Consider the following 25,240-nt stretch of genomic DNA (forward strand, 5'->3'; position numbering starts at 1 on the left):
CAGGTGCATGGCCCGTGGATGTCAGCCTTCGCGCAGGGCCCGCACCGCTCTCTCGTCCCAGGAAAGGCCTGATATGCGAATCGCGATGGTATCCGAGCACGCGAGCCCTCTCGCGACCCCCGGAACGGTGGACTCGGGCGGGCAGAGCGTTCATGTCGCGGCACTGTCCGCAGCGCTGGCGCGCCGCGGCAACGACGTGGTGGTCTATACGCGGCGCGATGCCGGGGAACTGCCCGAGCAGGTGTCGAGCGAGGACGGGTATCGAGTCGTCCATGTGCCGGCGGGGCCGCCGAGCCGAATCCCGAAGGACGAGATCATGCCCCACATGACCGAGTTCGCCCGGTTCCTGCGGGCCGACTGGGTGGTGGACCCCCCGGATGTGGCTCATGCGCATTTCTGGATGTCGGGCATCGCCACGCAACTGGTCTCGCGCGTCCTCGGCACACCGACGGTCCAGACGTTTCATGCGCTGGGCTCGGTGAAGCGACGGTTCCAGGGCGAGGAGCACACGAGCTCGGACGGGCGCATCCGCACCGAGCGTGCCATCGCCCGGGCGGCTTCCCGGGTGATCGCGACGAGCTCGGAGGAGGCTTTCGAGCTCGCGCGGATGGGCGTGCCAGGGACACGGATCTCGCGCGTGCCGTGCGGTGTCGATCTGGATGCATTCCGCCCGGCGGCCCAGCAGCAGCGAGCCGGGGGTGGTCGCAAGCGCATCGTTTCGGTGGGCAGCCTGGTGCCGCGCAAGGGATTTGATATCGCTATCAGGGCGGTGGCGCACATCCCGTCGGCGGAGCTGGTCATCGCGGGCGGACCGGAGCCAGCGCGGCTCGAGCAGGACGCCGAGGCCCGGCGCTTGCGCTCGCTGGCACGCGAGCTCGGGGTGGAGGAGCGCGTGCGCTTGCTCGGCCAGGTGCCGCGCGAGGAGATGCCCGGTCTGTTGCAGTCAGCGGACGTGGTGCTGTGCACTCCGCGCCACGAACCATTCGGGATGGTGCCGCTCGAGGCGATGGCGTGCGGGGTGCCGGTGGTGGCCCATGCGGTCGGCGGCCTTCCCGATACCGTTGTCGATGGCGTCACCGGGGTGCTGGTGCCGCCCCAGCGGCCCCGCCTGCTGGTCAATGCGTTGTGCCACGTGCTTTCCCGGCCAGCGCTCGCGGAGGCCTGGGGAATCGCTGGCCGTGATCGCGCGGTGGCCCGCTATTCGTGGGACCAGATCGCGGCAGAGACGGAGCATGCCTACTTGCATGCAGTGCCCGCGCCCAGCGGTGCGCTCGGGCGCGGTTCCTGATCGATGCGGGCTGCTAGTCGTCGTCGGGGTGCTTGGCCGTAGGGTTTCCGGTGGGGCGCTCCTCGTCCACGGACGGGGCCTTGCCTGCTTTCCATCGGAATGCCCAGACCGCTATCAAAACCAGCAGCGCGGCGATCACGATAAGTTCCATTTTGTTATTATATTTGTCCGTCGGCAAGGGTTCAATCAAATGTGACATTTCCGTACGCGAACTCAGGTTGAATATTGCATTAAGTATCCATTTACATTAAAGGCACGGTAAAGCTTGCTCAAAAGGCCAGCGGATTGGTTGCGGCGCGCGTCACATTCGGGGAGTGTTGTTGGTGGGGATGAACTGCACTCAACGGGTGAGGAGTCGATATGGGTCCAATAGGGACCGGCCACGATAAGGACGCGAGAGATCTCGCGCATCACCGGAGCGCCTCGCGGCAGCAGGTGCGCCTAGCGGTATTCCAGGGAGAGCTTGATGCCACGAGCCACGAGGAGCTAGCACGCACCCTGGACGAACTGCTGGAAACGCCAGAACCGATCATTGTTGATCTTTCCGGCTCGCGCTTCTGCAGCGCCTCCTGCATCGAGCTCATAGCCCAGCGCGCCCAGCACGCGCAGGCGATGAGGATCGATTTCTCGGTCATGGCGCCACGGTTCATGGCGCGATGCTTCGAGCTGCACGAGCCGGCGCCACGCGTCATACCCGGCCATCGGCCGCTCTCTGCCGGGGCCGAGAGGAAGTTCGTGCACATCTACACCGTCTAGCCGGTACGGGTTTCGCCGGGCGCCGAGCAGGGTATGCACGGCTAGCCGGACCAGGCGCGCCTCATTCCAGGTCCTCGGACTAGTCGAGAGGACCATGATGCTCAGGACCAATCCGCTCCCAGGCCCCGATGAGGCCTCGAGCCCCCGCTCCTCGAGCCCGCATGGGCCGACGCCGCAGTATGGATGGCCGCCCGGCACGGCATCGACGGGCCCGCTATCGACCCCGTGGCACAAGCGCACGTACCCATCGCGAAGCGGATCGCCGACCTCCTCGCGACCATCACCGACGCCCTGTGCGAAGCCGGTGACTACCAGCAGGCCCGCACCATGCTCGCCGGGTTGCAGCGACGCGGCACCGGGGCAGAGGTGCAGCGCCGCGCGGGATGCGCGGGGGTCGAGCACATCCTCGCGGTGACCGAGCAGGCAACGGGGCAGCCCGACGGCCTCGGCAACGGTGGCCGCAGGATCGTGGCGCGCGCGAGGGAGGACCATATCGCGCACGGCGAACCAGAGGCTGGACAGGGGGAGCCGGGCGCGGCCCCAGGGCCTCCACTCCCAACGCAAGGAGGAGCACGAATGACCAACGATGTCGAGAAGCGCTTCCACGACCCGCGGGCCTTCCGCCGGGCGGCGGCCTACGTCCTCACTGTTGTTGCCGTGGCGCTCGCGCTCATGGGCGGGATCGTCATCTGGGGAACCCCCCGCGACTCGGAGCCTGCCGCCATGTTCCTGGCCCTCGGCCCATCAGCGATCATCCTCGTGGGTTTCCTCGGCGCGTTCGTCCAGGCCTACCGCACCTGGCGCAGAGGCGGCACCTGGCCGATCTGGCAGGGCGCCGGATGGTTCCTGCTGATGCTCTTCCTTGTCTATGCCGCTCTGTCGCTCACCGTGGTCGCCCGCTGAGCTGTCCCGCCGAGCTGTTTAAGCAGCACCGGTCCGGGTAGGGGTCTAGCAACGATCACCCCCCCCGGACCGAGGCAGGCACCATGGCATCGACCCTTCGCGCCAGCGCAGCCCCCACCGAAGTCTGGAACGTTCTGAACGACGCATGGCTCTACGCCGGATGGGTCGTGGTCTCATCCTGGATCCGGGACGTCGGGTCATCACCGCCCCGTGACGGCCGCGCCCCGCGCGCTCCGGCTGCCCCGGTAGGCGCCCGCCCGCATCGTGGCGAGCCACGCCAGGGCCAGCGACCACCCCGCGCGGTCATGGAGCACCGGATCGAAGGACCACTGCGCGTTCACGGGCATGGTGAGCAGCAGTGAGCCGATCGCACGGTACCCGTCGGTGCCACCGCTGCCGAGTACGAGCTCGAGGGGACGCTCGGCAACGGCGGCGGAGAGCGCTCCCCGGCGACAGGGGATCCTCCTGTCATTCGCGGCGCGGGCATGGAACCACGCGAGGCCGCTGCCGGGGGACCGGTAGGGCATCAGGGTGCTGAAAGCCGGGCCGGTCCAGGAAACCGCTGGCACTGGCACCAGGCGGCCCAGCGGGCCCGCGCTCGCGATGCTGATGAGCAGCACGTCCCACGGGCGGGGCTCGAGGAACCGCACGGAGATGCCCAGGGCATCCGGTAGGGATCCGCCCAGCCCGAGGCCCTTGGACAGGCGCACGTGGCAGGCAGAGGCCTCGAGCTCGACGGGAGCGTCAGCGCTTGGCCGGAACTGCCCGGTGAAGCATTCCCCGCGCGGGTGGAACAGTCGCTCGCCGCGCGCGCGTGGCGCAGCGCGCGCACCGAGGCACGACCATCGATCGACCTGGGCGCGCAGCGCATCGGTCCTCATGCGATCACGATCTCCTACGGGGCGGGCGGATCCACGTCGCCGCGCCAGCCCCCGGTCGCGTTGCCGCGCTCCTCGATGAACTCCTTGAAGCGCTTCATGTCGGCCTTGACTTGCATATCGACGATGTTGAGCGCATCGCCGATGTCCTCGGCGATCCCCTCGGGGTCGATATCCATCTGGGCGGTCACCCGGCACTTGCCCTCATCGAGGCGGTGGAACGTCACCACCCCGGCGTGCTTCGGCCCGTCGGTGGAGTGCCAGGCGACGCGTTCGTCCGGGTGCTGCTCGTCGACCACGGCGTTGAACTCGCGGGAGATGGGGCCGAAGCGGACGTGGAATCGCAGCCGGGTGTCGTCGAGCTGCTCCACCCGTTTCATGTGTTCCATGAACTGCGGGAATTCCTCGAACTGCGTCCACTGGTTGTAGGCCGCGGTGACCGGAACGTCGACGTCGATCGATTTCTCAACTGTTCCCATCTTAAGGGTGTCCTTTCTTTGTGATTCATGCGGTCGTATGCGTGGTATCGCGACCCCATGCGCGGTGATGCGCCACCGCGTCGAGGAAGGTGCTGATGAAGTCCTCGGGCAGCTCGCGCCCCTCGCGGTTCGTGACGATCACTCCCTCCTCGTCGGTCACGGGGACGTGGCTGGTCTCGGCACTGCTCATCCCGAGGCGCCGCAGCAGGTCCGCGGCCTCGCCGAACGCCGCGATCGGCTTCTGGTGAAGGAATGCCTCGAGCAGGAAATGCTTCGCGGGACCACCGGGCTCGATGAGGCCAGCCACTGCGCCGCCCGGCACGACGATCGCGTCGTAGACCGCCGAGGGCGTGGAGTGCAGGCCATGCGTGGCGGTGATCCGTTCCCCGCTGGAGCCGCGCAGCCAGCCCTCCCGCGGACCCACGAGATCGAGGGTGGCGCCTGCGTCGGAGAGCGCCGAGGCCAGTGCGGTGATGCCCACATCGTCCACGTCATCGCACACCACGGCGGCGACGCGGCGAGTGGCAGCCGTGGGCGCGGTGTTGTCGAAGCCCGCGAGCGGAGGCACCTGGCTCAGCGCGGCGGAAGCCCGATCATGCAGCTCGATCCCCTCCGGCCGCGGCGCGGGCAGGCCCAGCTTGTCCGCGACCTTCGACGCGAGGCCGGGATCGATGCGCACGATGTGCTCGAGGACCCCCTCGCGAATGGTCGTCGAGCCGACCTTCGACAGCTCGAAGGAGAACGCATCGGCGATGTGGCCCTGCTCGACCTCCTTCATGCTGTTCCAGAACAAGCGCGCCTGGCTGTAGTGATCGCGGAAGCTCTCGGGACGCATGCGCGCGGCCTCGCCCTCCACGCGCTGGGTGTAGTGGCGGAACACATCGTCGGGAGGCTGGCTCTGCGCCATGGTCATGGGGCAGCCGCCGCCGATGCTGTTGCTGGCGTAGCTGGTGGGATGCGTGTGGATGGTGTGCTGCCCGTAGCCGTCGCGCTGGTTGGTGTGCACCTCCGCGATGGGCCGGTTGATCGGCAGCTGCGAGAAGTTGGGGCCGCCGAGCCTGATGAGCTGGGTATCGAGGTAGCTGAAGTTGCGGGCCTGCAGCAAGGGATCGTTGGTGAAATCGATGCCCGGCACCACGTTGGCGGTGTGGAAAGCGATCTGCTCGGTCTCGGCGAAGAAGTTCTGCGGATTCCTGTCGAGCACCATGCGGCCCACCGGCTCCACGGGAACTACTTCCTCCGGGATGATCTTGGTGGGGTCCAGCAAATCGATATCCAGTTCGTCGGCGCGGGACTCATCGACGAGCTGCACGCCTAGCTCGAACTCGGGATGCTCGCCAGCCTCGATCGCTTCCCAGAGGTCGCGCCGGTTGAAGTCGGGATCCGCCCCGGCAAGCCGCTGCACCTCGTCCCACACCAGGGAATGCGTGCCCAGCAGCGGGCGCCAGTGGAACTTCACGAACGTTCCCTTGCCCTCGCGGGTGACCAGCCGGAAGGTGTGCACGCCGAAGCCTTGCATCATGCGATAGCTGCGGGGCAGCGCCCGGTCCGACATCAGCCACATCACCATGTGCAGCGACTCCGGGTGCAGCCAGATGAAATCCCAGAACGTGTCATGCGCCGACTGCGCCTGCGGGATCTCGCTCGCCGGCTCCGGCTTCACCGCATGCACGAAATCGGGGAACTTGATCCCATCCTGGATGAAGAAGACCGGCATGTTGTTGCCCACGAGGTCGTAGTTGCCCTGCTTCGTATAGAACTTCGTGGCGAAGCCCCGCACGTCGCGCACGGTATCCGCGGAGCCCCGCGAGCCCGCGACGGTGGAGAAACGCACGAACACCGGGGTAGTGACGGACGGATCGGTGAGGAACTCCGCAGCGGTGTAGTCGCGCAAGCGTGAGTCATAGGGCCGGAAGTAGCCGTAGGCGCCAGCGCCGCGAGCATGCACGACGCGCTCGGGAATGCGCTCGTGATCGAAATGCGTGAGCTTCTCGCGCGCATGGAAATCCTCGAGCAGGGTGGGGCCGCGGGTCCCCGCGGTGAGGGAATCATCGGTGGTCTCGACGCGCACCCCCTGCTGGGTGGTCAGCCATGACTGGTCGTCGCTCGTGCGCGCGCTGTCAAGATCGCGATCCTTCTGGTCCCGGTTTCCCATCCTGGCTCCTCTCGAATGTCCTGCCCCGGTGCGTACCCGCCGCTTCGGGCGCTAAACAGGTTTCGCCCCCGCTGCCACGGGTAGCCCGACGTTTGCTGACCACCCGGGACGACCGCGAAGGAGTTCCCATGGACAAGTGCGAGACCTGCGGCAATGCGTACGACAAGCCATTGACCGTGAGCCGGGGCGAGGAAACACACGTGTTCGACAGCTTCGAGTGCGCCATCGAGGCGATGGCGCCGCGCTGCGAGCATTGCGGCTGCCGCATCATCGGCCATGGCGTGGAAGCCAGCGAGCGCCAGTACTGCTGCGCCCATTGCGCGCGCGAAGCGGGCATCGACCGCTCGGCCATCCGCGCCTGACCACAAGCCAGTGTGACAAGGAGTCCCCGTGGACGAACCCATGATCGACTACCCGGGCCGCACGCGCGAGATGCCGTCGACGCCGAGGGACGAGATGCGCGACTACGTCGGGCGCGACCTGCTCGCTGGGCAAACAGCCCTGGTCACGGGCGGTGACTCGGGCATCGGCCGCGCGGTCGCCATCGCGCTCGCCAAGGAAGGCGCCGACGTGGCCATCGGCTACCTCTGCGAGCATGATGACGCGCGCCGCACCGCCGAGCTGATCGAGGCAGAAGGACGCAAGTCCTTCCACAAGGCCGTCGACCTCACCGATGCCAGCGCCTGCCGCGGCCTCGTGGCGGACGCCGCCAACGAGCTCGGCAGCATCTCCATCCTGGTGAACAACGCGGCATACCAGATGCCAGTGGAGAAGCTCGAGGACATCAGCGACGAGCAATGGCGCCATACCTTCGCCGTCAACCTCGATGCCATCTTCTACATCACCAAGGCAGCGCTCGCGCACATGCCTGACGGCGGCGCGATCATCAATACCTCCTCCATCAACGGCCTGCGCGGCAACAAGCACCTCATCGACTATGCGGCCACCAAGGGCGGCATCCTCGCCCTCACCTACTCCCTTGCGCAATCCCTGATGGAGCGCCGGATCAGGGTGAACTGCGTGGCCCCGGGGCCCGTATGGACCCCCTTGATCCCCGCGACGTTTCCCGAGGAGGCGGTCGAGGACTTCGGCGAGCAAGCCCCCTACGACCGGGCCGCCCAGCCCGACGAGATCGCGCCCTCCTTCGTCTTCTTCGCCGCGAGCAAACTGTCCTCGTACTACTCGGGCGAGGTGCTTGCCCCGATCGGCGGCGAGACGCTGCCCGGGTAGCCGATCCCCAGGAGGTGGAGACCCCTAATGCCGAAGACAACGAAATCGGGCAGCGCCCGCAAGAGCGAGCTCCCCAGCACCCTCAAGCGCTCCAGCGCGAAGGCGCAACGGACATTCGCCAAGGCCTACGACTCCGCGATATCGGAGTATGGCAGCGAGGAGCGCGCCCACCGGGTGGCGTACGACGCGCTCAAGCGCACCTTCCAGAAGGTGGGGGATAAGTGGGAGGCGAAGCAGGACCGCGGGCCCTCCGATGAGCGTGCCCGCGATAGCAGCGACCCGGATGCATCGACACATGGAGGGGTCGATGCGAACGCCACCAAGGACGAGCTGATGCGCATCGCCCGCCGCCTCGACATCCACGGGCGCTCCACCATGCGCAAGGCAGAGCTTGTCACGGCCATCGAGAAAGCAAACGATCGGGAGACCAGGGCTGCCCGGGAGGACTAGGGCTGCCCGGGCTGAGCACGGAGGAACATCATGAAACTCGGTTCCCATAAGGAGAGCGACCTCTCCTCCTCGCGCCTCCGGCAGCTCTTCGCGCTAGCCGTGGGCATCGCCTTCGTCGCCGTGGGAGTCCTCGGATTCATTCCCTGGGCCACTACGGACGTGGCCGAGTTGCCCGCTGCAGGCCCCGAGAGCGATGCCTACCTCTTTGGCATCTTCGCCGTGTCGATCCTGCACAACGTCGTGCACCTGGCATTCGGCGTGGCGGGGATCCTCATGGCGATGCGCGCGATCGGTGCCCGCCTCTACCTCGTCGGTGGCGGCATCATCTACCTCGCGCTGACGGTGTACGGGCTGGTCATCGATCTCGACAGCGAGGCCAATTTCGTTCCCCTCAACCACGCGGACAACTGGCTTCATCTGGGCCTGGGCATCGGGTTGATGGTCCTCGGACTGGTGCCGCTGCGTCCGAGCCGATGACCCGGCCACAACATCCTGCCAAGGATGTTTAGCCCAGGACTCAAGTGGAAGCCCAATGAGGCACATGGTTCCCATGAGTGGAAAGGAGCGCATCACCCATGACCGATGCCGTTCGAGAAGCCGAGACCGGGACCGTCAGCGGCACCCGTGACAGGAACTATGACCTGATCTGGTTCACCGAGGCATGCCTGAGCAATGCCGTGCGGATGGAGGTGTACGCCCAGGACGCGGAGCGCGACGGCGACACCGAGCTCCGTGACCTGTTCCGCCGCGCCCAGCAGGAAAGCCGCAAGGGAGCGGAGGAGGGCAAGGAACTCCTTGCCGCCCGCCTGAACCGCTAGGCGTTCTGCCCTCCTGGGACCGCTCGCGCTGGATGCGCGGGCGGTCCTTTCCGCGCGGATGCTCCTCCGCTCGCATCGATCGTTTGACACGAGTGCCCACCACCGTCACCCTTGTATCAACTGCTTGATACAAGGGGGTTCTCGTGGTCGCCGCACCGCTCGTGCTGTGCATATTCCTGCTCAGCCTCATCCTGATCACCACCGCCGCGCGCGCCACCAGCACCAGCATCCACCCACGACCGTTCCTGCGCCCGCGGCTCTTCCTCTGGTCAGGGATCACGGTCGGCATCATTGCGGCCTCGTGGGTGAGCACCACCGCCACCCTCGGCCGCGGCCCCGCGCTCGCCGCGCCCGTGCTCACCCTCGCCGTCCTCGGCGGCGTCATCGCCGCTGAGGTCAGTGCCCGGCGCCCGCGCGGTCCGGTCCGGACCGCGAGCCTCACGGCGCGCGCGCCCCGGCGCTACCTGCCACCAGCGCTCACCGGAGCCGTTCTCGCCAGCGTCCTCCTGCTCGGCGTCCTCATGGTCCTGGGAGCACGTACCGCATCGAGCGATGACCTCGGCCGTCAAAGCCGAACCCTGGTGTATCGATGCGGCGAGCTGATCGCCGGCAGGGTGTCCCCATGGCCCGGCACGTTCTACACGGTGCCCCTCGCCGAAGCCCTCGGCGCCGTGATCGTCCTCTCGGCGATCGGGCTGTGGGCGCTCACGCACCGCCCGCCCACGAGCCTCGACCCCGGCACCGACACTGCCGAGCGCCACCGCTCGGCCTCCCGCATCATCGCTGCGGCCGGCCTCGCCACCGCCGTGCCCCTCGCTGGATACAGCCTCATCATGGCCGCGGCCCTGCGCAGCGTCCCCGCTATGCAGCAAGGCGTAGCCTGCGCCCCGGCCTGGCCGGGCATCCTCGTCCCCGCGCTCATCGCGACGCAGATCGGCGCCGCGATCCTCGCCATCTGGTGCCTCGCCGTGCTGCTCGCGCCCCTCTCGCCGCGCACCAGGGAAACGCGATGAATGACGCGTACCTCGCCATCGACACCACCGACCCCACCCCGCCCTACGAGCAGCTCCGCCGCCAGATCATCGGGCACATCCGCCGCGGCGCGCTCTCGGAAGCGGACCGGCTCCCGCCCGTGCGGCAGCTCGCGCGCGACCTCGGACTCGCGCCCGGCACCGTCGCTCGTGCCTACAAGCAGCTCGAGGGCGAGGGCTACGTCACAACCCGTCGCGGAGCGGGAACACGCGTCGCGCACCGCGATGTTGCACCCCCCGGAAACCCACCGAGAGGCAAGGCGCCGAGCGGCGAATGGGCCGACGAGCGCCTTGCCCGCGCAGCACGTGACTACGCGGCCACGGCCGCCGTCAGTGGACATTCGCTCACCGACGCCATCGAGGCCCTCGCGCAAGCCTGGGGGACACCCGCGGGACGGAGAGCGCGCCACGACGACGAGAGGCAGCAATGAGCCGAGGACTGCTCGCCGACGTGACGCCCCTGCGCAACCAGCACTACCGCCGCTTGTGGACGGCAGGCGTCATCACCGTCATCGGCGCGCAGCTCAGCATCGTCGCGGTGCCGGTGCAGATCTACCAGATCACCCAGAACTCCGCCTACGTCGGCCTCGCCGGGATCTTCGCGCTCGTCCCGCTCGTCATCTTCGGGCTCTGGGGCGGGGCGCTCGCCGACGTCATGGACCGGCGGCTGCTCATGATCCTCGCCACGAGCGGCCTCGTCCTCACCGCCATCGCGTTCTGGGCCCAGGCCGCCGCCGGCCTCGACAACGTCTGGCTCATCCTCGGCCTGCTCGCCCTCCAGCAGGCATTCTTCGCCATCAACCAGCCCACCCGGTCCGCGATCATCCCGCGGCTGCTGCCCGGCAACCAGCTCCCCGCCGCCAACGCGCTGAACATGATGGTGTTCAACTTCGGCGCCATCGCTGGGCCCCTGATGGCCGGAGCCATGATCCCGGTGCTCGGGCTCCCCACCCTCTACCTGATCGACGCGATCGCCCTGCTCGCCACACTGTGGGCCGCCTTCATGCTGCCGCGCCTGCCACCCACCGGAACCTCGCGCCGGGCCGGGTTCGCGCAAGTATTCGAAGGCTTCGCGTTCCTCGCGACCCAGCGCATCCTCCTCGCTTCGTTCGTCGTCGACATCATCGCCATGGTGGCCGGGATGCCGCGCGCGCTGTTCCCGCAGATCGCCCACGAGACATTCGGCGATCCCGTGAGCGGCGGCCTCGTGCTCGGCATGCTGTTCGCCGCGATCTCCGCCGGAGCCGTGCTCGGCGGCGTCTTCTCCGGCTGGCTCTCCCGCATCGAGCGGCAAGGCCGCGCTGTGCTCCTCTGCATCCTCGTGTGGGGCATCGCGATGACCGGGTTCGGGCTCATGATCGCCTTCGCGCCCCTTGGCGGCCCACGCCTGTTCCTGTGGCTCGCGCTGGGCTTCCTCGCCCTCGGTGGTGCTGCCGACATGTTCTCCGCCGCGCTGCGCTCCACCATGCTCCAGGAGATCGCCTCCGACGAGATGCGCGGCCGCCTCCAGGGCGTGTTCATCGTCGTCGTCGCGGGCGGGCCACGCATCGGCGATGCCCTGCACGGCGCTGCCGCAGCGATGGTCGGCACCGCGGCCGCCGCCGCCGGGGGAGGCGTGCTCGTCATCATCGGCATCATCGCCGCCACGCTCGCGTTCCCCGCGTTCGTGCGATACCGCGTCCGCCGCGGCTGAGCGCCCGCCCGCCCCGGCGGTACGGAGCACACGCCGGGGCCGCTTACACTGTTCGGGTGACTGATGCTGTCCAGGAACACCCCGTCCTTGTCATCGACTTCGGCGCCCAGTACGCGCAACTGATCGCCCGCCGCGTTCGCGAGGCCCGCGTCTACTCCGAGGTGCTGCCCCACACCGCCACCATCGCGGAGATCGCGGCCAAGCAGCCCCGCGCCATCGTGCTCTCGGGCGGCCCCTCCAGCGTGTACGAGGACGGGGCGCCCGCGCTCGACGCCGCCCTGTTCGACCTCGGCGTGCCCGTGTTCGGCATCTGCTACGGATTCCAGGCCATGGCCCAGGCGCTCGGCGGGACCGTCTCCCGCACCGGCACCCGCGAGTACGGCCGCACCGACCTCACCGTGCGCGGTGGCCTGCTCCACGACGGCCTCCCCGAGGTGCAGCCAGTGTGGATGAGCCACGGCGATGCCGTCACCGAGGCCCCCGCGGGCTTCGAGGTCACCGCCATCAGCGAGGGCGCTCCCGTCGCCGCGTTCGAGGACCGCGACCGCAAGCTCGCCGGCGTGCAATACCACCCCGAGGTGCTCCACTCGCCGCACGGGCAGCAGGTCCTGTCCCGGTTCCTCCATGAGATCGCCGGCATCCCCGGCGCCTGGACCGCCGCGAACATTGCCGAGGCGCTCGTCGAGCAGGTGCGCGAGCAGGTCGGTGACGGACGCGCGATCTGCGGCCTCTCCGGCGGCGTCGACTCCGCCGTCGCGGCCGCGCTCGTGCAGCGCGCCATCGGTGACCGGCTGACCTGCGTCTTCGTCGACCACGGGCTGCTGCGGGCAGGGGAGCGGCAGCAGGTCGAGCAGGACTTCGTCGCCGCCACCGGCGCCCGTCTCGTCACCATCGAGGCGGAGCAGACCTTCCTGCGCGAGCTCGCCGGGGTATCCGACCCCGAGACCAAGCGCAAGACCATCGGCCGCGAATTCATCCGCTCCTTCGAGGGCGCCATCTCCGAGGTCCTCGGCGACAACGCCTCCCACGGCGACACCGTCGAGTTCCTCGTCCAGGGCACCCTCTACCCGGATGTCGTGGAATCCGGTGGTGGCAGCGGCACCGCCAACATCAAGAGCCACCACAACGTCGGCGGCCTCCCCGAGGACCTGCAGTTCGCCCTCGTCGAGCCACTCCGGCTGCTGTTCAAGGACGAGGTGCGCGCCGTGGGCCGCGAGCTTGGCCTCCCCGAGGAGATCGTGCAGCGCCAGCCCTTCCCCGGACCCGGCCTCGCCATCCGCATCATCGGGGAAGTCACCGCCGACCGGCTCGCCACCCTCCGCCACGCCGATGCCATCGTCCGTGAGGAACTCACCAGCGCCGGGCTCGACAAGCAGATCTGGCAATGCCCCGTCGTGCTCCTCGCCGACGTCCGCAGCGTGGGCGTGCAAGGCGATGGTCGCACCTACGGCCACCCCATCGTGCTGCGCCCCGTCAGCAGCGAGGACGCCATGACCGCCGACTGGACCCGCGTGCCCTACGAGGTCCTCGAGCGAGTCTCCACACGCATCACCAACGAGGTCGCCGAGGTCAACCGCGTCGTGCTCGACATCACCAGCAAGCCGCCCGGCACCATCGAATGGGAATGACGGACACCGCGCGGACGGCACCAGCGCTAGGGTAGCGCCCATGACACCAGCGACCCTGGCGGTGCCGCCCGCCCGCAACCGCGACGTCACCGGGCCACCCCTCGCCAGTGCTGCACGCTGGTGGGCGCTCGGCCTTCTCGCCCTCGCCGGGGCCGCTGGGGCATTCGCGGCGCTCGTGCTCACCACCACCGGGCAGCGCATCGAGAACGCTGCCCTCCGCGGCGCCGACCAAGTGGATGCCGCGCTCGTCGCCGAGTCCGACGCAGCCCTCGACGCCATCACCGTCACCTCGCTCGCAGTCGCCTCCGTCCTCGTGGTGCTCATCGCGCTAGCCCGCAAGCGCCCCGACCTCGCCATCGCCGCGAGCACCATCATCATTGCGTCCTCGATGATCACCCAGGTGCTCAAGCGGCTCGTGCTCCAGCGGCCCGAGCTCATCGAAGTGACCGGCCCCTACACCAGCAACAGCTTCCCCAGCGGACACACCACCATCGCCGCATCGATCCTGTTCGCGCTGCTCATCGTCGTGCCCTTCCGCTGGCGCGGCGTCGCCATGTTCTTCGCCGCCTCCTACGCCGTCGCGATAGGCGCCCACACCCTCACCTCCAAATGGCACCGCTTCAGCGACGTCCTCGGCGCGAACCTCATCACCCTCGGCGTCGCCTGCCTCGTCACCGCCGCCCTCGTTCACCGAGGCTCCCTCATGCACGTCACCGCCGGGCGCTACCCGCTGCGCATCATCTTCGTCGTCATCCCCATCGCGCTCTCCACCATCGCCACGCTTCTTATTGGTGCACTGCTCCTCGCCCTGAGCGATGTCCCCGCAGTGCCCGACGCCACCCTCGACTACAACATGTACCTCGCCCTGCACTCCCTCGCCGCCGGAAGCTCCGGCCTCGCCTTCCTCCTCTTCTGGTGGACCTGGCGGCGCGTGGACATCGCCGAGAAGTAGGCCGGTTGGCGGCTGGGGCTTCGGCGGCGCCGAGGCGCGGTCGGCCGGGGACCATCGGCGGCGCGGGCGCGGTCGGCGCGGGCGCGGTCGGCCAAAAGCACTGGAAACAGCCAAACGCGATAGAAATCGACCTGGGATCGAGGCGGTTTCTATCGCGTTTGCGGCGGGTGGCCCCGCGGGACTTGCTGGTGGCCTGCGGCTGGCAGCCGCTAGCCGGCCGCACCGGTGCTCATGACGGGCGCCACGTTCCCCGCGGCGCGGGCAACCGGCGGGCACGCTCGATCGCTCGGCGCACCTGCTCGCCGAGTCGAGCTGGATCCGCGAGATCCGCCCACGTCCAGCGGACCACCGTCCAGCCTGCATCGCGAATCGCATCCTCGCGCAGCTTCTCACGGAACACCACGTCACCAGGATGATCGCCCGCCCGGAGGAGAGCACCGTACTTGATGCGCCCATCGAACTCGCCGACCACGCGTTCCTCGAGCAGGAAATCCCCACGACCGATCAGCGCGCCACCTTCATCGAACAGCAGTGGTTGCAGCACCGGAGGCGGCAGCCCCTCATCCTTGAGCACGAGCCGACTGCGTGATTCACCCACGCTCTCGCTGCGCCCGTCGATCAACCCGACCGCATCGCGAGCCCAATGGATGCCCTTGCGGCGCGGCAACCGATCCAGGCACTCGCGCACCTGAGCCATGCTCGCGAGCTTCTTGTGGATAGCAGCGTCACCCGTGACTATCCCGGCCTCGATGCCACTGGTGCGCGCTACATCGAGAACGGTGCGCGCGGGAGTAGTCACCGCGATGCCATGACGGGAAGTGATATCCAGCGGGTCGAGCGCATCGATATGCAGGTGGCGAGATTGCTCGATGCGACCACCGCTGCTGCCCGCGCGCGTCACATGGACTCGCGACAAGGTGCTGCCCCACGTAGGAAGGCCCCACAGTGCCGCGGCCGAGGCATGGCTGATCACGGTTCCGCCGCCGCGCAGCGAACGATGCACATCCACCGCTCGGGCGACGTGCTGGTCCTCGACCGAGAGTGTTTCCCACGCTTCTCGCTCGACGAAGCAGTCGCGCCTCAGCCGCACGAGCCCCCGCGTGCCAGGGCCTCGTGGCGAGCGGATCAGCAGGTGCCGATGCGGGTGCGTATTCCTCATGTGGGCATCATGCCGCTGGATCGCGCCACTGCGGCTGGAGCGTTCCTGACCTGTGGATAGCGCGGAATCTGTCCACAGGCGGCTGGGGCTTCGGCGGCGGTCGGCGCCACCGAGGCGCAGTCGGCCAAAAGCACTGGAAACGGCCAAACGCGATAGAAATCGACCTGGGATCGAGGCAGTTTCTATCGCGTTTGCGGCGCGGGGTGCGGGTGGCGGGGCCGGCACCGCCAGCCAGCCATCAGCCAGCCAGCTACCGGGGGCTGGAGTGCATCTGCGGCACCCATTGCCGGGTGCGCAGCGCGGGCGGGGGAGTCACATCGTGGCGCAGCGCGCGCCAGAGGTTGTACATCATCAGGAAGGCGATGATGAAGAACGGCAGGCCAACGACGATGATCACCTGTTGCAGCGCGTCGAGCCCGCTGCCGCCTGCGGAGGCGAGCAGTGTCCCGGCGATGACTCCGGTGGTGATGGCCCAGAAGACGCGTTGGCGGGTGGGGCCGACCTCGTCCTCGCCGGTGCACAGCATGTCAGTGACGAGCGCCGCGGAGTCCATGGAGGTGGTGAAGAAGATGACCACGATGAGGATGGCGAAGAGCGACATCACGGTGCCGAGCGGGTAGTGGGAGAGGAAGGCGAACAGTGCGCCGGGGATGTCGCCTTGCTCGACGACTTCCTCGACGAGCCCGCCGCCACGATTGAACTCGATGTCGAAGGAGGCGAGGCCGAAGATGCCGAACCAGATGATGCTGAAGGTGGTGGGCAGGCCGAGGACGCCGAGGACGAACTGCCGGATGGTGCGGCCCTGGGAGATGCGGGCGACGAAGATGCCGACGAAGGGCGCCCAGGTGATGGTCCACGCCCAGTAGAAGACGGTCCAGCCGCCTTGCCAGCCGGTGTCGCCGAAGGTGTCGTTCCAGAACGCGAGCTCGACGACGGAGCTGAGGTACGAGCCGGCGGACTCAATGGTGCCGCGCATGAGGAAGAGGGTCGGTCCGAGCACGAGCACGAAGAGCAGCAGCCCGATGGCCATCACGATGTTGATGTTGGACAGCCACTTGATGCCCTTGTCGAGGCCCAGGGACACGGAGATCACCGCGATGGTGGTGATGATCGCGAGGATGATGAGCTGGGTGAAGGTGTTCGACGGCAGTCCGACGAGGCGGGCAAGTCCGCTGTTCACCTGGAGGGTGCCCAGGCCGATGGAGACGGAGACACCGAAGATGGTGCCGACGACGGCGAGGATGTCGATGGCGCGGCCGATGGGACCGTTGATCTTGTCGCCGAGCATGGGGTGGAAGATCGAGCTGACGCGCAGGGGCAGCTTCCGCTTGAACGCGAAGTAGGCGAACGCGAGCGCGGGCAGACAGAAGATCGCCCAGGTGTGCAGGGCGAAGTGATACATCGTGAAGGTCAGTGCCTCGCGGGCCGCCTCGGTGCTCTCCGGCTCGACGTCGCGCATCGGCGGGTTGGCGAAGTGGCTGATGGGCTCGGCGACGCCCCAGAACATGAGGATGGTGCCGATTCCGGCGGCGAAGAGCATCGCGAACCACACGGGCGTGGGGTACCGGGGCTGCTCGTCGTCATCGCCGAGCCGCACGGAGCCGAAATGGCTCAGGGCCATCCAGAGGAGGAAGACCACGAACGAGGTCACTCCGAAGATGTAGAACCAGCCGAGGCTGGTGAGGATCCAGTCGGAGCCGGCGGCGAAGAAGCTCTCCACCGGCCCCGGGAAGGCGATCGTCGCCGTGACGAACATGGCGAGGATCGCTGCGGACAGGAAGAAGATGACGGGGTTCGTGCGCAGCCCCAGCCTGTCGTGTAGTCGATGCATGCGCGCAACCCTAGATATGTGTCGCGGCAATGACTATGGGGCAGCACACGATCCAGGGTTTGTTCACACGCCCGTGATGGGGGGCGTGGCGCGCGTCACTCAGCCCGGGGGCGGATTGTCCTTGCTCGTCCCATTGGGGGCAATGATGAGGATCAGCCCGACGAGGATGGCGATGCTGATCAGCAGCCAGGGGATCAGGGCGAGCGGTCCGGCGCCGGATGTCGGATCGATCATCGCCCAGACGGCGAGGCCTATCACGGTGACGCCAGCCAGCAGGAGCGCGGGCGAGAACCGGGCGCGGCGGGGGGTGCGGGTCTGGTGCTCATTCATGGCGGACCTCGATGCTTCCGGCGAGAACTGATGCTTCGACAGTAAGGACGGGGGAGTCGTCGGGGGCGCCGTCGCGGGAGAGACCCGGCGGCGGGCAGGCGAGCTCGCCCATGCGGACCGAGCAGGTCACCCGGCTGGCGGTATCGGGCGGCAGCAGCACGATGAGCTCCCCGAGCATCAAGCTGGCCCGCACGGTGGCATCCTGCTCGAGCTCGACCTGGCGCAGGTCCACGATCAGCTCGCCGGCGCCGAGGCGATACTCGGTCACCGGATCCGCGAGGGCGGTGACCTCATGGTTGCGCTCGCCCGCGCCATCCTGGAATCGGCTCCAGTCGACGGGCCCGAGCAGCGTGGCGAGGATGACGAACACCGAGAGCGGTGCCGCGACGATGAGCAAGCCATGCCCGGTGCCGCGCAGCGATCCGGCGACCAGGCCGAGGCCGACGATGGCGAGCGCGATGGCACCGATGCGGCCGGGGGTGAGCCAGTCCGCGCCGGTTCCCAGCGAGATGGCGGTGAGGATGCCTGCCACGATGATCGCGAGGCCCAGGGTGAATGGTGCGATGCGGGAACGCGGGCGGGGTACAACCGGTGCGGCGGCGCTGCTGGGCTCGGGCAGGTCCCAGGCGAACGGTGCGACGCCGAGCGGATCCCAGGAGGGTGGTTCGGTGCGCTCCGCGGCCGCGGCTGTTGCAGCAGAGGGGTCAGTCGGCTGGTAGGGGACGTGCGGGCCTGGAGAGGGAGCGACGGGCATCCCGCTCGGGCCGGGAGCCTGGGCCGGGGGCATCCAGGGAGCAGCTGTCCCGGTGGCCGACGGTGGCGGGAACATGCCCGGCGCCGGGGGCATTGCAGGAGAACCGGGGCCGCCGACGGTTGGCCGGATCGCGGAGACCGGCAGCGGCGGAGCAACGGGAGTGCGCTGGTAGAGCATCCACCAGCCCAGCAGCATCAGCGCCAGGCTCACCATGCCCGAGCCGCTCATCGCGATCCCGATGGGGGTGAAGACGCTGACCGCGATCGCGAGCGCGACCACCAGCATCAGCGAGCTGCTGGATGACTGCGACGAGCGGCCACGCCCGAGCAGCGACTCGCCGCCCGAGACGTCATCATTGTCCTTCGGGAACAACAGCCATGCCAGCAGGTACAGCACGATGCCAGTGCCACTGAAGAATGCCGACACCACGAACGCGACGCGGACCAGCGCGGGGTCCACCTGGTAGCGGTGCGCCGTGCCCGCGCACACGCCACCGATCTTGCCCTCGGCGGAGAGCCGGGCAGGGCGGGTCCGCCACAGGTCATGCAGCTGATCGCCGAAAGTTGTCGTTGCCATGGAATTATCATCGGCCCGGGGGAGCCTCCCGCGCATCAGGGGATGCCCCTGATCTTTTGCCCCCGTTCCCCGGTATCCCCGGGGATATCCCTGATGTGCGACGCGGCCGATCCGTGCCAGGATCGGGGTGTGCCCCTCATGCTCCAGCCCGGCCCCACCACGCCCGTCCTCTACCGGCGTGGGCGGGGACGTGTCATCGGTGGGGTAGCGGGCGGGCTCGCGGACCACCTGGGCGTCGATGAGCAGAAGGTGCGCATCGCGTTCGTCCTCACCAGTGCCGCGGCCGGGATCGGTGTCATGTTCTACGGCCTGCTGTGGATCGTCACCCGGCCCGGCGGCCCTGATGTCGACATGCCCAGGGCCCAGCGGCGCCGCGCGCTCGGCCTCGCCACCATCGGTGGGGCGCTCGCGCTGCTGTTCGGCATGCTCTCCAGCGGCCCCCTCGGGTCAGTGCTGGTGCCGATCCTCGTGGCCATCGCGGGTGCCGGGCTGGTGTGGCGCGAGCTCGATACCACGGCGCCTCGATCCCCGCGTCGCCTTTCCGCCACCACCTGGGCCCGGGTGGTCGGTGGTATCAGCCTCGTCGTGCTCGGCCTTGCCGTCATCTGGATCGGCCAGGTCGATCTGGGCGCGCTGCGCTCATCCCTGATGGCCGTCGTGGTGACGCTGGTGGGCGTGGCACTGCTGACCGTGCCGCTCTGGGTGCGGCTGTGGCATGAGCTCAACGAGGAGCGCGCCGCCCGCATCCGCACCGAGGAGCGTGACGAGATCGCCTCCCACCTGCATGATTCAGTGCTGCAGACCCTCGCGCTGATCCAGAAGCAGGCGCACAGCCCGCAGGAGGTGCAGCGCCTCGCGCGCAGCCAGGAGCGGGAGCTGCGCCGCTGGCTGTTCCATGCGGAGGAGGCCAGCCATGACAGTCTCGCCGCCGCGCTGAAATACCTTGCCGGCAATGTCGAGGACCACTACGGCATTACTATCGAGACCGTCACCGTCGGGGATGTTCCGCTGCGGGATTCCCCGGTCTACGGCGCCCTGCTCGGCGCGGCCAGGGAAGCGCTGGTCAATGCCGCCAAGCATTCGGGGGAGAGTGCGGTGGATGTGTATGCCGAGGTCGAGGAGGAGCGCGTGAGTGTCTTCGTCCGTGATCGTGGCACGGGATTCGACCCCGGCGCGGTGCCTGCGGACCGGCAGGGGCTCGCCCGCTCCATCCAGCAACGCATCGAGCGCAAGGGCGGCACCGTGGAGATCCGCACCCGCCCCGGCCGGGGCACCGAGGTCCGGCTGTTCGTTCCCCGCGAGGACACCACCGGCACTGATGACCTCGCCGTTGGCGATGGCGCCGGCGCCGGGTCACAATCAGTTCCCGGCAGCAATCCGGGCAACAGCGGGCAGGACAAGGAGAAGCAACCATGACGATGCGGGTATTCCTCGTCGATGACCATGCCGTGTTCCGCTCCGGGGTGCGCGCCGAGCTCGCGACCCAGCCGGACATCGAGATCGTCGGTGAGGCCGGCACCGTGGCCGATGCCATCCGTGGCATCAACTCCACCCGCCCCGACGTCGTGCTGCTCGATGTGCACATGCCCGACGGCGGTGGCATCACCGTGCTGCGCGATATCGACGATGGGCCGGTGTGCCTTGCCCTGAGCGTCTCCGATGCGGCCGAGGATGTCATCGCGGTCATCCGTGCCGGTGCGCGCGGCTATGTCACCAAGACCATCTCCGGCAGCGAGCTCGCCGATGCCGCGCGCCGGGTCGCGGGCGGCGATGCGGTGTTCAGCCCCCGGCTCGCCGGATTCGTGCTCGACTCGTTCACCGGGCGCTCGCCCCTGCCGGAGCCGCCGCTGGACCCCGAGCTGGACTCGCTCACCCCGCGCGAGCTCGAGGTGCTGCGCCTGCTCGCCCGCGGCTACACCTACCGCGAGATCGCCGAGGAACTGTTCATCTCTATCAAGACCGTCGAGACGCACGCCTCCAACGTGCTGCGCAAGACACAGCAATCCAACCGCAACGCCCTGACCCGCTGGGCGCACCGCCGGCACATCGTCGGCTAGCGGCGCGCCCGGGCGGGGGCCGCTAGATCTGGCTGACGATGATCCCCACGATCACCGAAGCGCCGAACCCGAGGCTGAGCAGCATCAGCGCGACGATCAGCGACAGCTTGCGGGTGCTCATCAGGTCCGCGAGCTCGTTCTCGTCATACTCCTGGTACTCGACGATCTCGGGCTCGGGGATGAACGGACGGGGCTTGAACCGCGGCTCGCCGATGGGGGAACCGGTGCTGCCCGACCAGAGCGGCGCCGACTGGGGAGCGCGCCGCGCCGCGACAACGCTGGAGGAGCTTCCGGCGGCAGGGCTGGAGAGGCTGCGCCGCTGCCACGGCGGGATCTCGCCCGGGGCCACCTGCAGGGGGGCGGTCAGCACGAAGCGCGTGTTGTTGTCGTCCCCGGCCGCGATCTGGGCCAGCGCGTCGCGAGCCTCGCTCATGGTGGGCCGGTGCGCGGCATCGGGGTCGAGCATGCGGCGCACCACGGCTGCTGCCGCGCCATCGCGGCGCGGGGGACGGATGGTGCCGCTGACAGCATGGTTGAGCTGCCCCACGGGATCATTGTCGGGGCCGAACGGGGAGCAGCCCTCGAGCGTGGCGTACAAGGTAGCGCCGAGCGAGAACACGTCGGAGGCGGGCGAGGCATCCTCGCCGCGGGCCACCTCGGGAGCGAGGTAGCCGGGGGTGCCAATGACGTTGAGGTGCCCGAACCCGGCATCAGCGGGGTGGGCGAGGCCGAACCCGGCGAGCTTGACCCGACCCGGCTGGCGGCCATTGGTGATCAGCACATTGCCCGGATGGACATCGCGATGCAGCAACCCGGCGCGGTGCGCGGTCGCGAGCGCGTCCGCGAGCTGCGCGCCGAGCTGGGCCACCATCAAGGAAGTGAGCCGCGTGCTCAGCTCGAGCGCCTGCGTCAGGCCGATGGACGGGATGTGCTCCATCACCATCCACGGCTCGTCCCTATCGAGCGCCACGTCATACAGGGTGACGATGCTGGCATGGGAGAGCCGGGCCGCTGCGCTGCCGTCGCGGAGCGCGCGCTGGCGGGCAGCCGCGATCATCTGGGGTGGCAGGCCGGGGATGCTCACGGCTGGCTTGAGAACCACGTCGCGGTCAAGGAGCTGATCCTTGGCGAGCCACGGCGAGGAGAGGCTGGAGCCGCCCAGCCTGGAACGGAGGCGGTAGCGACCAGCTATGAGGGAGCCGGACCCAGCGCCGCGTCGAGCTTGTTCCAGGTTCGTCATTCCCCCGAAGGTAGTGGCGCCAAGGCGTTCTGCGAAGACCCTGGGCCAAACCGTGACCAAGATAGTGCCGGCCCGTGACGGTGCCGGGGGCCCGGAGGCATCTGGTAGGCTCGCGCGATAGTAATCGAACATGTGTTCGATGCGGTACGTGCTTGATGCGGTTGCGCCTTCCCCGCTGCGACTGGCAACCCGTGTCGCATGGTCCTGTGCCGTGTGGTTCGTGTTGCCGAGATCCGGATGGAGGGAAGCCATGGGAGCTGGTCGGCTGGAGGCGGCAGGAACTGGCGCGGGCGGGCCAGCCAGCTCTGCCCTGGGCGGGCGAGGGCCTGCCCCGGCGGCCCGGATGCACAGCGCCTCCTCCAGCGCGCACCGCCTGGCCCTGCTGCGGGAGCAAGTTCCAGGAATGGTCGAGCAGGGAACGCTGCCGGTGCCAGCGCCCCTGCGGGAAGCCATGCCGGGAGGGGGGCTCGCTCATGGCACGGCTTGCCTGTTCTCCGGCACGCCGCTGGTGCTGATGGGCGTCCTTGCCGAGGTGACCCGGGCAGGTGGCCATGCCGCGCTGCTCGGCTTGCCCGAGCTCGGGCTGCTGGCGGCCGCCGAGATGGGGGCGGACCTGCGCCGCATCGCGCTGATCCCGCGTCCGGGGCGGGATCCCGCCCAGATCATCTCCGTCCTGCTCGAGGGCATGGACCTGGTGGTCCTCGGTCCAGGAAGCCTCGATGTCGCCCCTGCGCGGGCGCGCGCGCTCAACGCTCGGCTGCGCGGGAAGAAGACCGTCCTCGCGGTGCTGGGCACGGAGTGGCCAGGGGCGCGCACGACCGTCGCGGCGCACGTGCGCAGGTATGCGGGGGTCAGCCGGGGCAAGGGGCGGCTGCGCTCCCTCGAGCTGCTCATCACCGTCCAGCGGCGTGGCTCGCCACCGAGATCGGTGCCAGCCTGCCTCTCCGTGGCGGCGCGAGGCACTGCCCAGGACCGATTGGTCCGCTGGAGCAGCCCCGATGAATGACGCGAGGAACGGGATGCCCACCGAGGCCGCGCCGATGGGGCGGATCCTCGCGATCTGGTTCCCCGACTGGCCCGCGCTCGCGGCCCTCGCCGACGCGGGACTGGCCGCGGATGCCCCGCTTGCCGTGGTGGCGGGAAACCGGGTGACCGCATGCACCGCTACCGCCCGCGCGCAGGGAGTGCGGCGAGGCATCCGTCGCCGCGAGGCGCAGTCCCGTTGCCCCGGGGTGCGGATCGCCGCCGAGGACGCCCAGCGTGATGCGCGCGCCTTCGAGCCGGTCCTGGCCGAGCTCGACGGGATCGCTCCCCGCGGGGAGATCCTGCGCCCCGGCCTGCTCGTGCTCTCCCTGCATGGCATTGCCCGGTACTACGGCAGCGAGACCGCGGCGGCGGAGGCGCTCGTTGATGCTGCCGCCCGGGCCGGGCACGAGTGCCAGACCGGTATCGCCGACCGGATCCTCACTGCCGTCCTTGCCGCGCGCCAGGGCCGGATCGTGCCCCCGGGCGCTGACCGGGACTATCTCGCTGGCCTGCCCATCACCGACCTTGCCGCCGAGCCCTCGCTCTCGGCCCCCGACCGGCACGAGCTCGTCCACCTGCTGCACCGCCTCGGCATCCGCACCATCGGTGACTACGCGGCACTATCCGCCAGGCACGTGGCATCCCGGTTCGGCAACGACGCGATCACCGCACACCGCCGCGCCCGCGGCGAGCCGGACCGGCCGCCCTCAGGCCTGCCCACGCCGCCCGGGCTCGAGATCGAGCACGACTATGACCCGCCGATCGAGCGGATCGACTCGGCCGCCTTCGCCGGGCGGGCCCTGGCCACCGAGCTGCATGGAAAGCTTGCCGCCATCGGCGTCGCCTGCACCAGGCTGCGAGTGCAAGCCCGCGCCGCGGAAGGCGCCAGCCACGAGCGCACCTGGCATTGCGCGCAGCCCCTCACTCCCGAGAGCACGGCGGACCGGATCCGGTGGCAGCTCGACGGCTGGCTCTCCCGCCGCGATGCCGGGCACGCAGCCGGTCCTGCCGGGGGAATAACCACCCTGCGGCTCGAACCGGTGGAAGTAGTCACCGCCAGCGGGCTGCAGCTCGGGCTATGGGGACAGGCCGGGGCCCGCGAGGAACGCGCCCGGCGCGCGGTAGTGCGCGTCCAGGCGCTGCTCGGCGGCGATGCCGTCCAGGCCCCCGCCACCCAGGGCGGGCGCGCGCACCGAGCACGCATCACCACCAGTCCGCATGGAGAGCAACAGCTCATCATCCGCCCACCAGGAGCGCCTTGGCCGGGAGTGCTGCCCCCGCCTGCTCCTGCATGGCTGCCCGACCCGCCGAGGCCGGTGCACCTGCTCGATGGCGCGGGCACGCCGATCCATGTCACCGGGCGGGGCATTCTCACCGCCGTGCCCGGCTTCCTCCGCGACCAGGGAATGTCGTCCCGGATCATTGCCTGGGCGGGCCCCTGGTGCTTGGACGAGGAGTGGTGGGACTCCGAGGCCGGGCAGCGCGCCGCCCGGCTGCAGGTGATCACCCACCCTGGCCGCGCTTATCTGCTGGTGAGCAACCGCCAGGAGTGGGCCATCGAAGGCATCTGGGATTGACCGGCGGGGGGCTGCCGATCCAGGGCCGGGGCGCTGGGCTGCTGGACTGCCGCGCTGGTGATCTAGGGCGTGCGTGGCGGTCGATCTTCGGCAAAAGCACCGGAAACCGCTAGACGCGATAGAAATCGACCTGGTGCTGGGGCGGTTTCTATCGCGTTTGCGGCAGAGGCATGGCGCGCAGAGGCATAGCAGAGCGCGCGGCGGGGGACGCTCCTGCCCGCGAGGATCAGGGGATGTTCGGGAACAGCTGGAGCGCCTCGAGGGTCAGGCCGAGGTTGTTGTAGATCCAGTCGCGTACCAGTGCATCGATCTGCGAGATGTCGGGGAGCATGGTGGCGTCCTCTCGTGGTTGGCCCTGCTGGGTATCGGCAAGGGGGCATGTCCGGTGGTGCCAGTATGGCCATCGAGGGCCGCGTTGTCCTAGGAAGA

The 25,240-nt window shown here is 69.0% G+C and carries 26 protein-coding genes; 17 read left to right on the forward strand and 9 right to left on the reverse strand.

All coding sequences use genetic code 11. The features are described from left to right. Window positions 1-73: 73 nt before the first annotated feature. Window positions 74-1,288: a glycosyltransferase gene (locus FXO18_RS08415; protein WP_149360615.1), complete on the forward strand. Its 1,215-nt coding sequence runs from the start codon at window positions 74-76 to the stop codon at window positions 1,286-1,288. 13 nt (window positions 1,289-1,301) lie between these two features. Here FXO18_RS08415 and FXO18_RS15905 read toward each other — a convergent pair whose 3' ends face one another. Beyond that, on the reverse strand, window positions 1,302-1,439 hold the full coding sequence (locus FXO18_RS15905; protein WP_187774248.1) for a hypothetical protein: 138 nt from the start codon (window positions 1,437-1,439) through the stop codon (window positions 1,302-1,304). Between the two features lie 209 nt (window positions 1,440-1,648). On the opposite strand from FXO18_RS15905, the gene FXO18_RS08420 reads away from it, so the two are divergent. Together FXO18_RS08420 and FXO18_RS16210 are read left to right on the forward strand one after the other, a co-directional pair. Beyond that, window positions 1,649-2,044, forward strand: a complete 396-nt coding sequence (locus tag FXO18_RS08420) for an STAS domain-containing protein (RefSeq protein WP_149360616.1) — start codon at window positions 1,649-1,651, stop codon at window positions 2,042-2,044. A 183-nt stretch (window positions 2,045-2,227) separates the two neighbouring features. Then, window positions 2,228-2,947 (forward strand): hypothetical protein, encoded by a 720-nt coding sequence (locus FXO18_RS16210; RefSeq protein ID WP_328593391.1) that lies wholly within the window; start codon window positions 2,228-2,230, stop codon window positions 2,945-2,947. A 200-nt stretch (window positions 2,948-3,147) separates the two neighbouring features. Here the strand turns inward: FXO18_RS16210 and FXO18_RS15910 are convergent, their stop codons facing one another. The 3 genes from FXO18_RS15910 to FXO18_RS08440 are packed head-to-tail and all read right to left on the reverse strand — an operon-like array spanning window position 3,148 to window position 6,459. Further along, on the reverse strand, window positions 3,148-3,828 hold the full coding sequence (locus FXO18_RS15910) for a hypothetical protein (protein WP_187774249.1): 681 nt from the start codon (window positions 3,826-3,828) through the stop codon (window positions 3,148-3,150). 14 nt (window positions 3,829-3,842) lie between these two features. After that, on the reverse strand, window positions 3,843-4,304 hold the full coding sequence (locus FXO18_RS08435; protein ID WP_149360617.1) for an SRPBCC family protein: 462 nt from the start codon (window positions 4,302-4,304) through the stop codon (window positions 3,843-3,845). 25 nt (window positions 4,305-4,329) lie between these two features. Next, window positions 4,330-6,459, reverse strand: coding sequence for a catalase (locus FXO18_RS08440; RefSeq protein WP_149360618.1), 2,130 nt, complete (start codon window positions 6,457-6,459; stop codon window positions 4,330-4,332). 128 nt (window positions 6,460-6,587) lie between these two features. On the opposite strand from FXO18_RS08440, the gene FXO18_RS08445 reads away from it, so the two are divergent. From FXO18_RS08445 to FXO18_RS08490, 10 genes are all read left to right on the forward strand, one after another. Next, a complete protein-coding gene (locus tag FXO18_RS08445; protein ID WP_149360619.1) occupies window positions 6,588-6,821 on the forward strand; it encodes a hypothetical protein in 234 nt (77 codons plus the stop codon). A gap of 40 nt (window positions 6,822-6,861) precedes the next feature. Further along, entirely contained in the window at window positions 6,862-7,689 is an 828-nt protein-coding gene (locus FXO18_RS08450) for an SDR family oxidoreductase (protein ID WP_149360812.1), read from the forward strand. Window positions 7,690-7,716: 27 nt separating this feature from the next. Further along, on the forward strand, window positions 7,717-8,139 hold the full coding sequence (locus tag FXO18_RS08455) for a ChaB family protein (protein ID WP_149360620.1): 423 nt from the start codon (window positions 7,717-7,719) through the stop codon (window positions 8,137-8,139). A gap of 30 nt (window positions 8,140-8,169) precedes the next feature. After that, the gene (locus FXO18_RS08460) at window positions 8,170-8,616 is read left to right on the forward strand and encodes a DUF4383 domain-containing protein (RefSeq protein ID WP_149360621.1); all 447 of its coding nucleotides are present in this window, start codon (window positions 8,170-8,172) and stop codon (window positions 8,614-8,616) included. Window positions 8,617-8,714: 98 nt separating this feature from the next. After that, window positions 8,715-8,957 carry a hypothetical protein gene (locus FXO18_RS08465; protein WP_149360622.1) on the forward strand — a complete coding sequence of 81 codons (243 nt, stop codon included), beginning with the start codon at window positions 8,715-8,717 and terminating at the stop codon, window positions 8,955-8,957. A gap of 143 nt (window positions 8,958-9,100) precedes the next feature. Next, the gene (locus FXO18_RS08470; protein ID WP_149360623.1) at window positions 9,101-9,970 is read left to right on the forward strand and encodes a hypothetical protein; all 870 of its coding nucleotides are present in this window, start codon (window positions 9,101-9,103) and stop codon (window positions 9,968-9,970) included. Next, the gene (locus FXO18_RS08475) at window positions 9,967-10,419 is read left to right on the forward strand and encodes a GntR family transcriptional regulator (RefSeq protein WP_149360624.1); all 453 of its coding nucleotides are present in this window, start codon (window positions 9,967-9,969) and stop codon (window positions 10,417-10,419) included. Before FXO18_RS08470 ends, FXO18_RS08475 begins: the two co-directional genes overlap by 4 nt. Then, window positions 10,416-11,681 carry an MFS transporter gene (locus FXO18_RS08480; protein WP_149360625.1) on the forward strand — a complete coding sequence of 422 codons (1,266 nt, stop codon included), beginning with the start codon at window positions 10,416-10,418 and terminating at the stop codon, window positions 11,679-11,681. Before FXO18_RS08475 ends, FXO18_RS08480 begins: the two co-directional genes overlap by 4 nt. A 56-nt stretch (window positions 11,682-11,737) precedes the next feature. Then, window positions 11,738-13,309 carry a glutamine-hydrolyzing GMP synthase gene (gene guaA / locus FXO18_RS08485; RefSeq protein ID WP_149360626.1) on the forward strand — a complete coding sequence of 524 codons (1,572 nt, stop codon included), beginning with the start codon at window positions 11,738-11,740 and terminating at the stop codon, window positions 13,307-13,309. 40 nt (window positions 13,310-13,349) lie between these two features. Continuing rightward, a complete protein-coding gene (locus FXO18_RS08490) occupies window positions 13,350-14,261 on the forward strand; it encodes a phosphatase PAP2 family protein (protein WP_149360627.1) in 912 nt (303 codons plus the stop codon). A gap of 229 nt (window positions 14,262-14,490) precedes the next feature. On the opposite strand, the gene FXO18_RS08495 is transcribed toward FXO18_RS08490, so the two are convergent. From FXO18_RS08495 to FXO18_RS08510, 4 genes are all read right to left on the reverse strand, one after another. Next, window positions 14,491-15,420 carry a hypothetical protein gene (locus FXO18_RS08495; protein WP_149360628.1) on the reverse strand — a complete coding sequence of 310 codons (930 nt, stop codon included), beginning with the start codon at window positions 15,418-15,420 and terminating at the stop codon, window positions 14,491-14,493. Between the two features lie 250 nt (window positions 15,421-15,670). After that, the gene (locus tag FXO18_RS08500) at window positions 15,671-17,251 is read right to left on the reverse strand and encodes a BCCT family transporter (protein ID WP_187774250.1); all 1,581 of its coding nucleotides are present in this window, start codon (window positions 17,249-17,251) and stop codon (window positions 15,671-15,673) included. Between the two features lie 99 nt (window positions 17,252-17,350). Then, window positions 17,351-17,581 (reverse strand): tetraspanin family protein, encoded by a 231-nt coding sequence (locus FXO18_RS08505; protein ID WP_149360629.1) that lies wholly within the window; start codon window positions 17,579-17,581, stop codon window positions 17,351-17,353. Further along, window positions 17,574-18,911 (reverse strand): PspC domain-containing protein, encoded by a 1,338-nt coding sequence (locus FXO18_RS08510; protein WP_149360630.1) that lies wholly within the window; start codon window positions 18,909-18,911, stop codon window positions 17,574-17,576. The genes FXO18_RS08505 and FXO18_RS08510 overlap by 8 nt, the downstream gene beginning before the upstream one ends. A 138-nt stretch (window positions 18,912-19,049) precedes the next feature. On the opposite strand from FXO18_RS08510, the gene FXO18_RS08515 reads away from it, so the two are divergent. Next, entirely contained in the window at window positions 19,050-20,327 is a 1,278-nt protein-coding gene (locus tag FXO18_RS08515) for an ATP-binding protein (RefSeq protein ID WP_149360814.1), read from the forward strand. Further along, complete coding sequence (locus FXO18_RS08520) at window positions 20,324-20,968, forward strand: response regulator (protein WP_407936450.1); 645 nt, start codon at window positions 20,324-20,326, stop codon at window positions 20,966-20,968. Before FXO18_RS08515 ends, FXO18_RS08520 begins: the two co-directional genes overlap by 4 nt. A 22-nt stretch (window positions 20,969-20,990) precedes the next feature. On the opposite strand, the gene FXO18_RS08525 is transcribed toward FXO18_RS08520, so the two are convergent. Beyond that, on the reverse strand, window positions 20,991-22,208 hold the full coding sequence (locus FXO18_RS08525; protein ID WP_187774252.1) for a serine/threonine-protein kinase: 1,218 nt from the start codon (window positions 22,206-22,208) through the stop codon (window positions 20,991-20,993). A 250-nt stretch (window positions 22,209-22,458) separates the two neighbouring features. Here FXO18_RS08525 and FXO18_RS08530 point away from each other — a divergent pair, with 250 nt between their 5' ends. Together FXO18_RS08530 and FXO18_RS08535 are read left to right on the forward strand one after the other, a co-directional pair. Continuing rightward, window positions 22,459-23,214: a hypothetical protein gene (locus FXO18_RS08530; RefSeq protein WP_187774253.1), complete on the forward strand. Its 756-nt coding sequence runs from the start codon at window positions 22,459-22,461 to the stop codon at window positions 23,212-23,214. Between the two features lie 34 nt (window positions 23,215-23,248). Further along, on the forward strand, window positions 23,249-24,811 hold the full coding sequence (locus tag FXO18_RS08535) for a DNA polymerase Y family protein (RefSeq protein WP_149360816.1): 1,563 nt from the start codon (window positions 23,249-23,251) through the stop codon (window positions 24,809-24,811). Window positions 24,812-25,240 lie beyond the last annotated feature (429 nt).

The organism is Lolliginicoccus suaedae (assembly GCF_008312885.1).
In the GTDB taxonomy this organism is placed as follows: domain Bacteria; phylum Actinomycetota; class Actinomycetes; order Mycobacteriales; family Mycobacteriaceae; genus Lolliginicoccus; species Lolliginicoccus suaedae.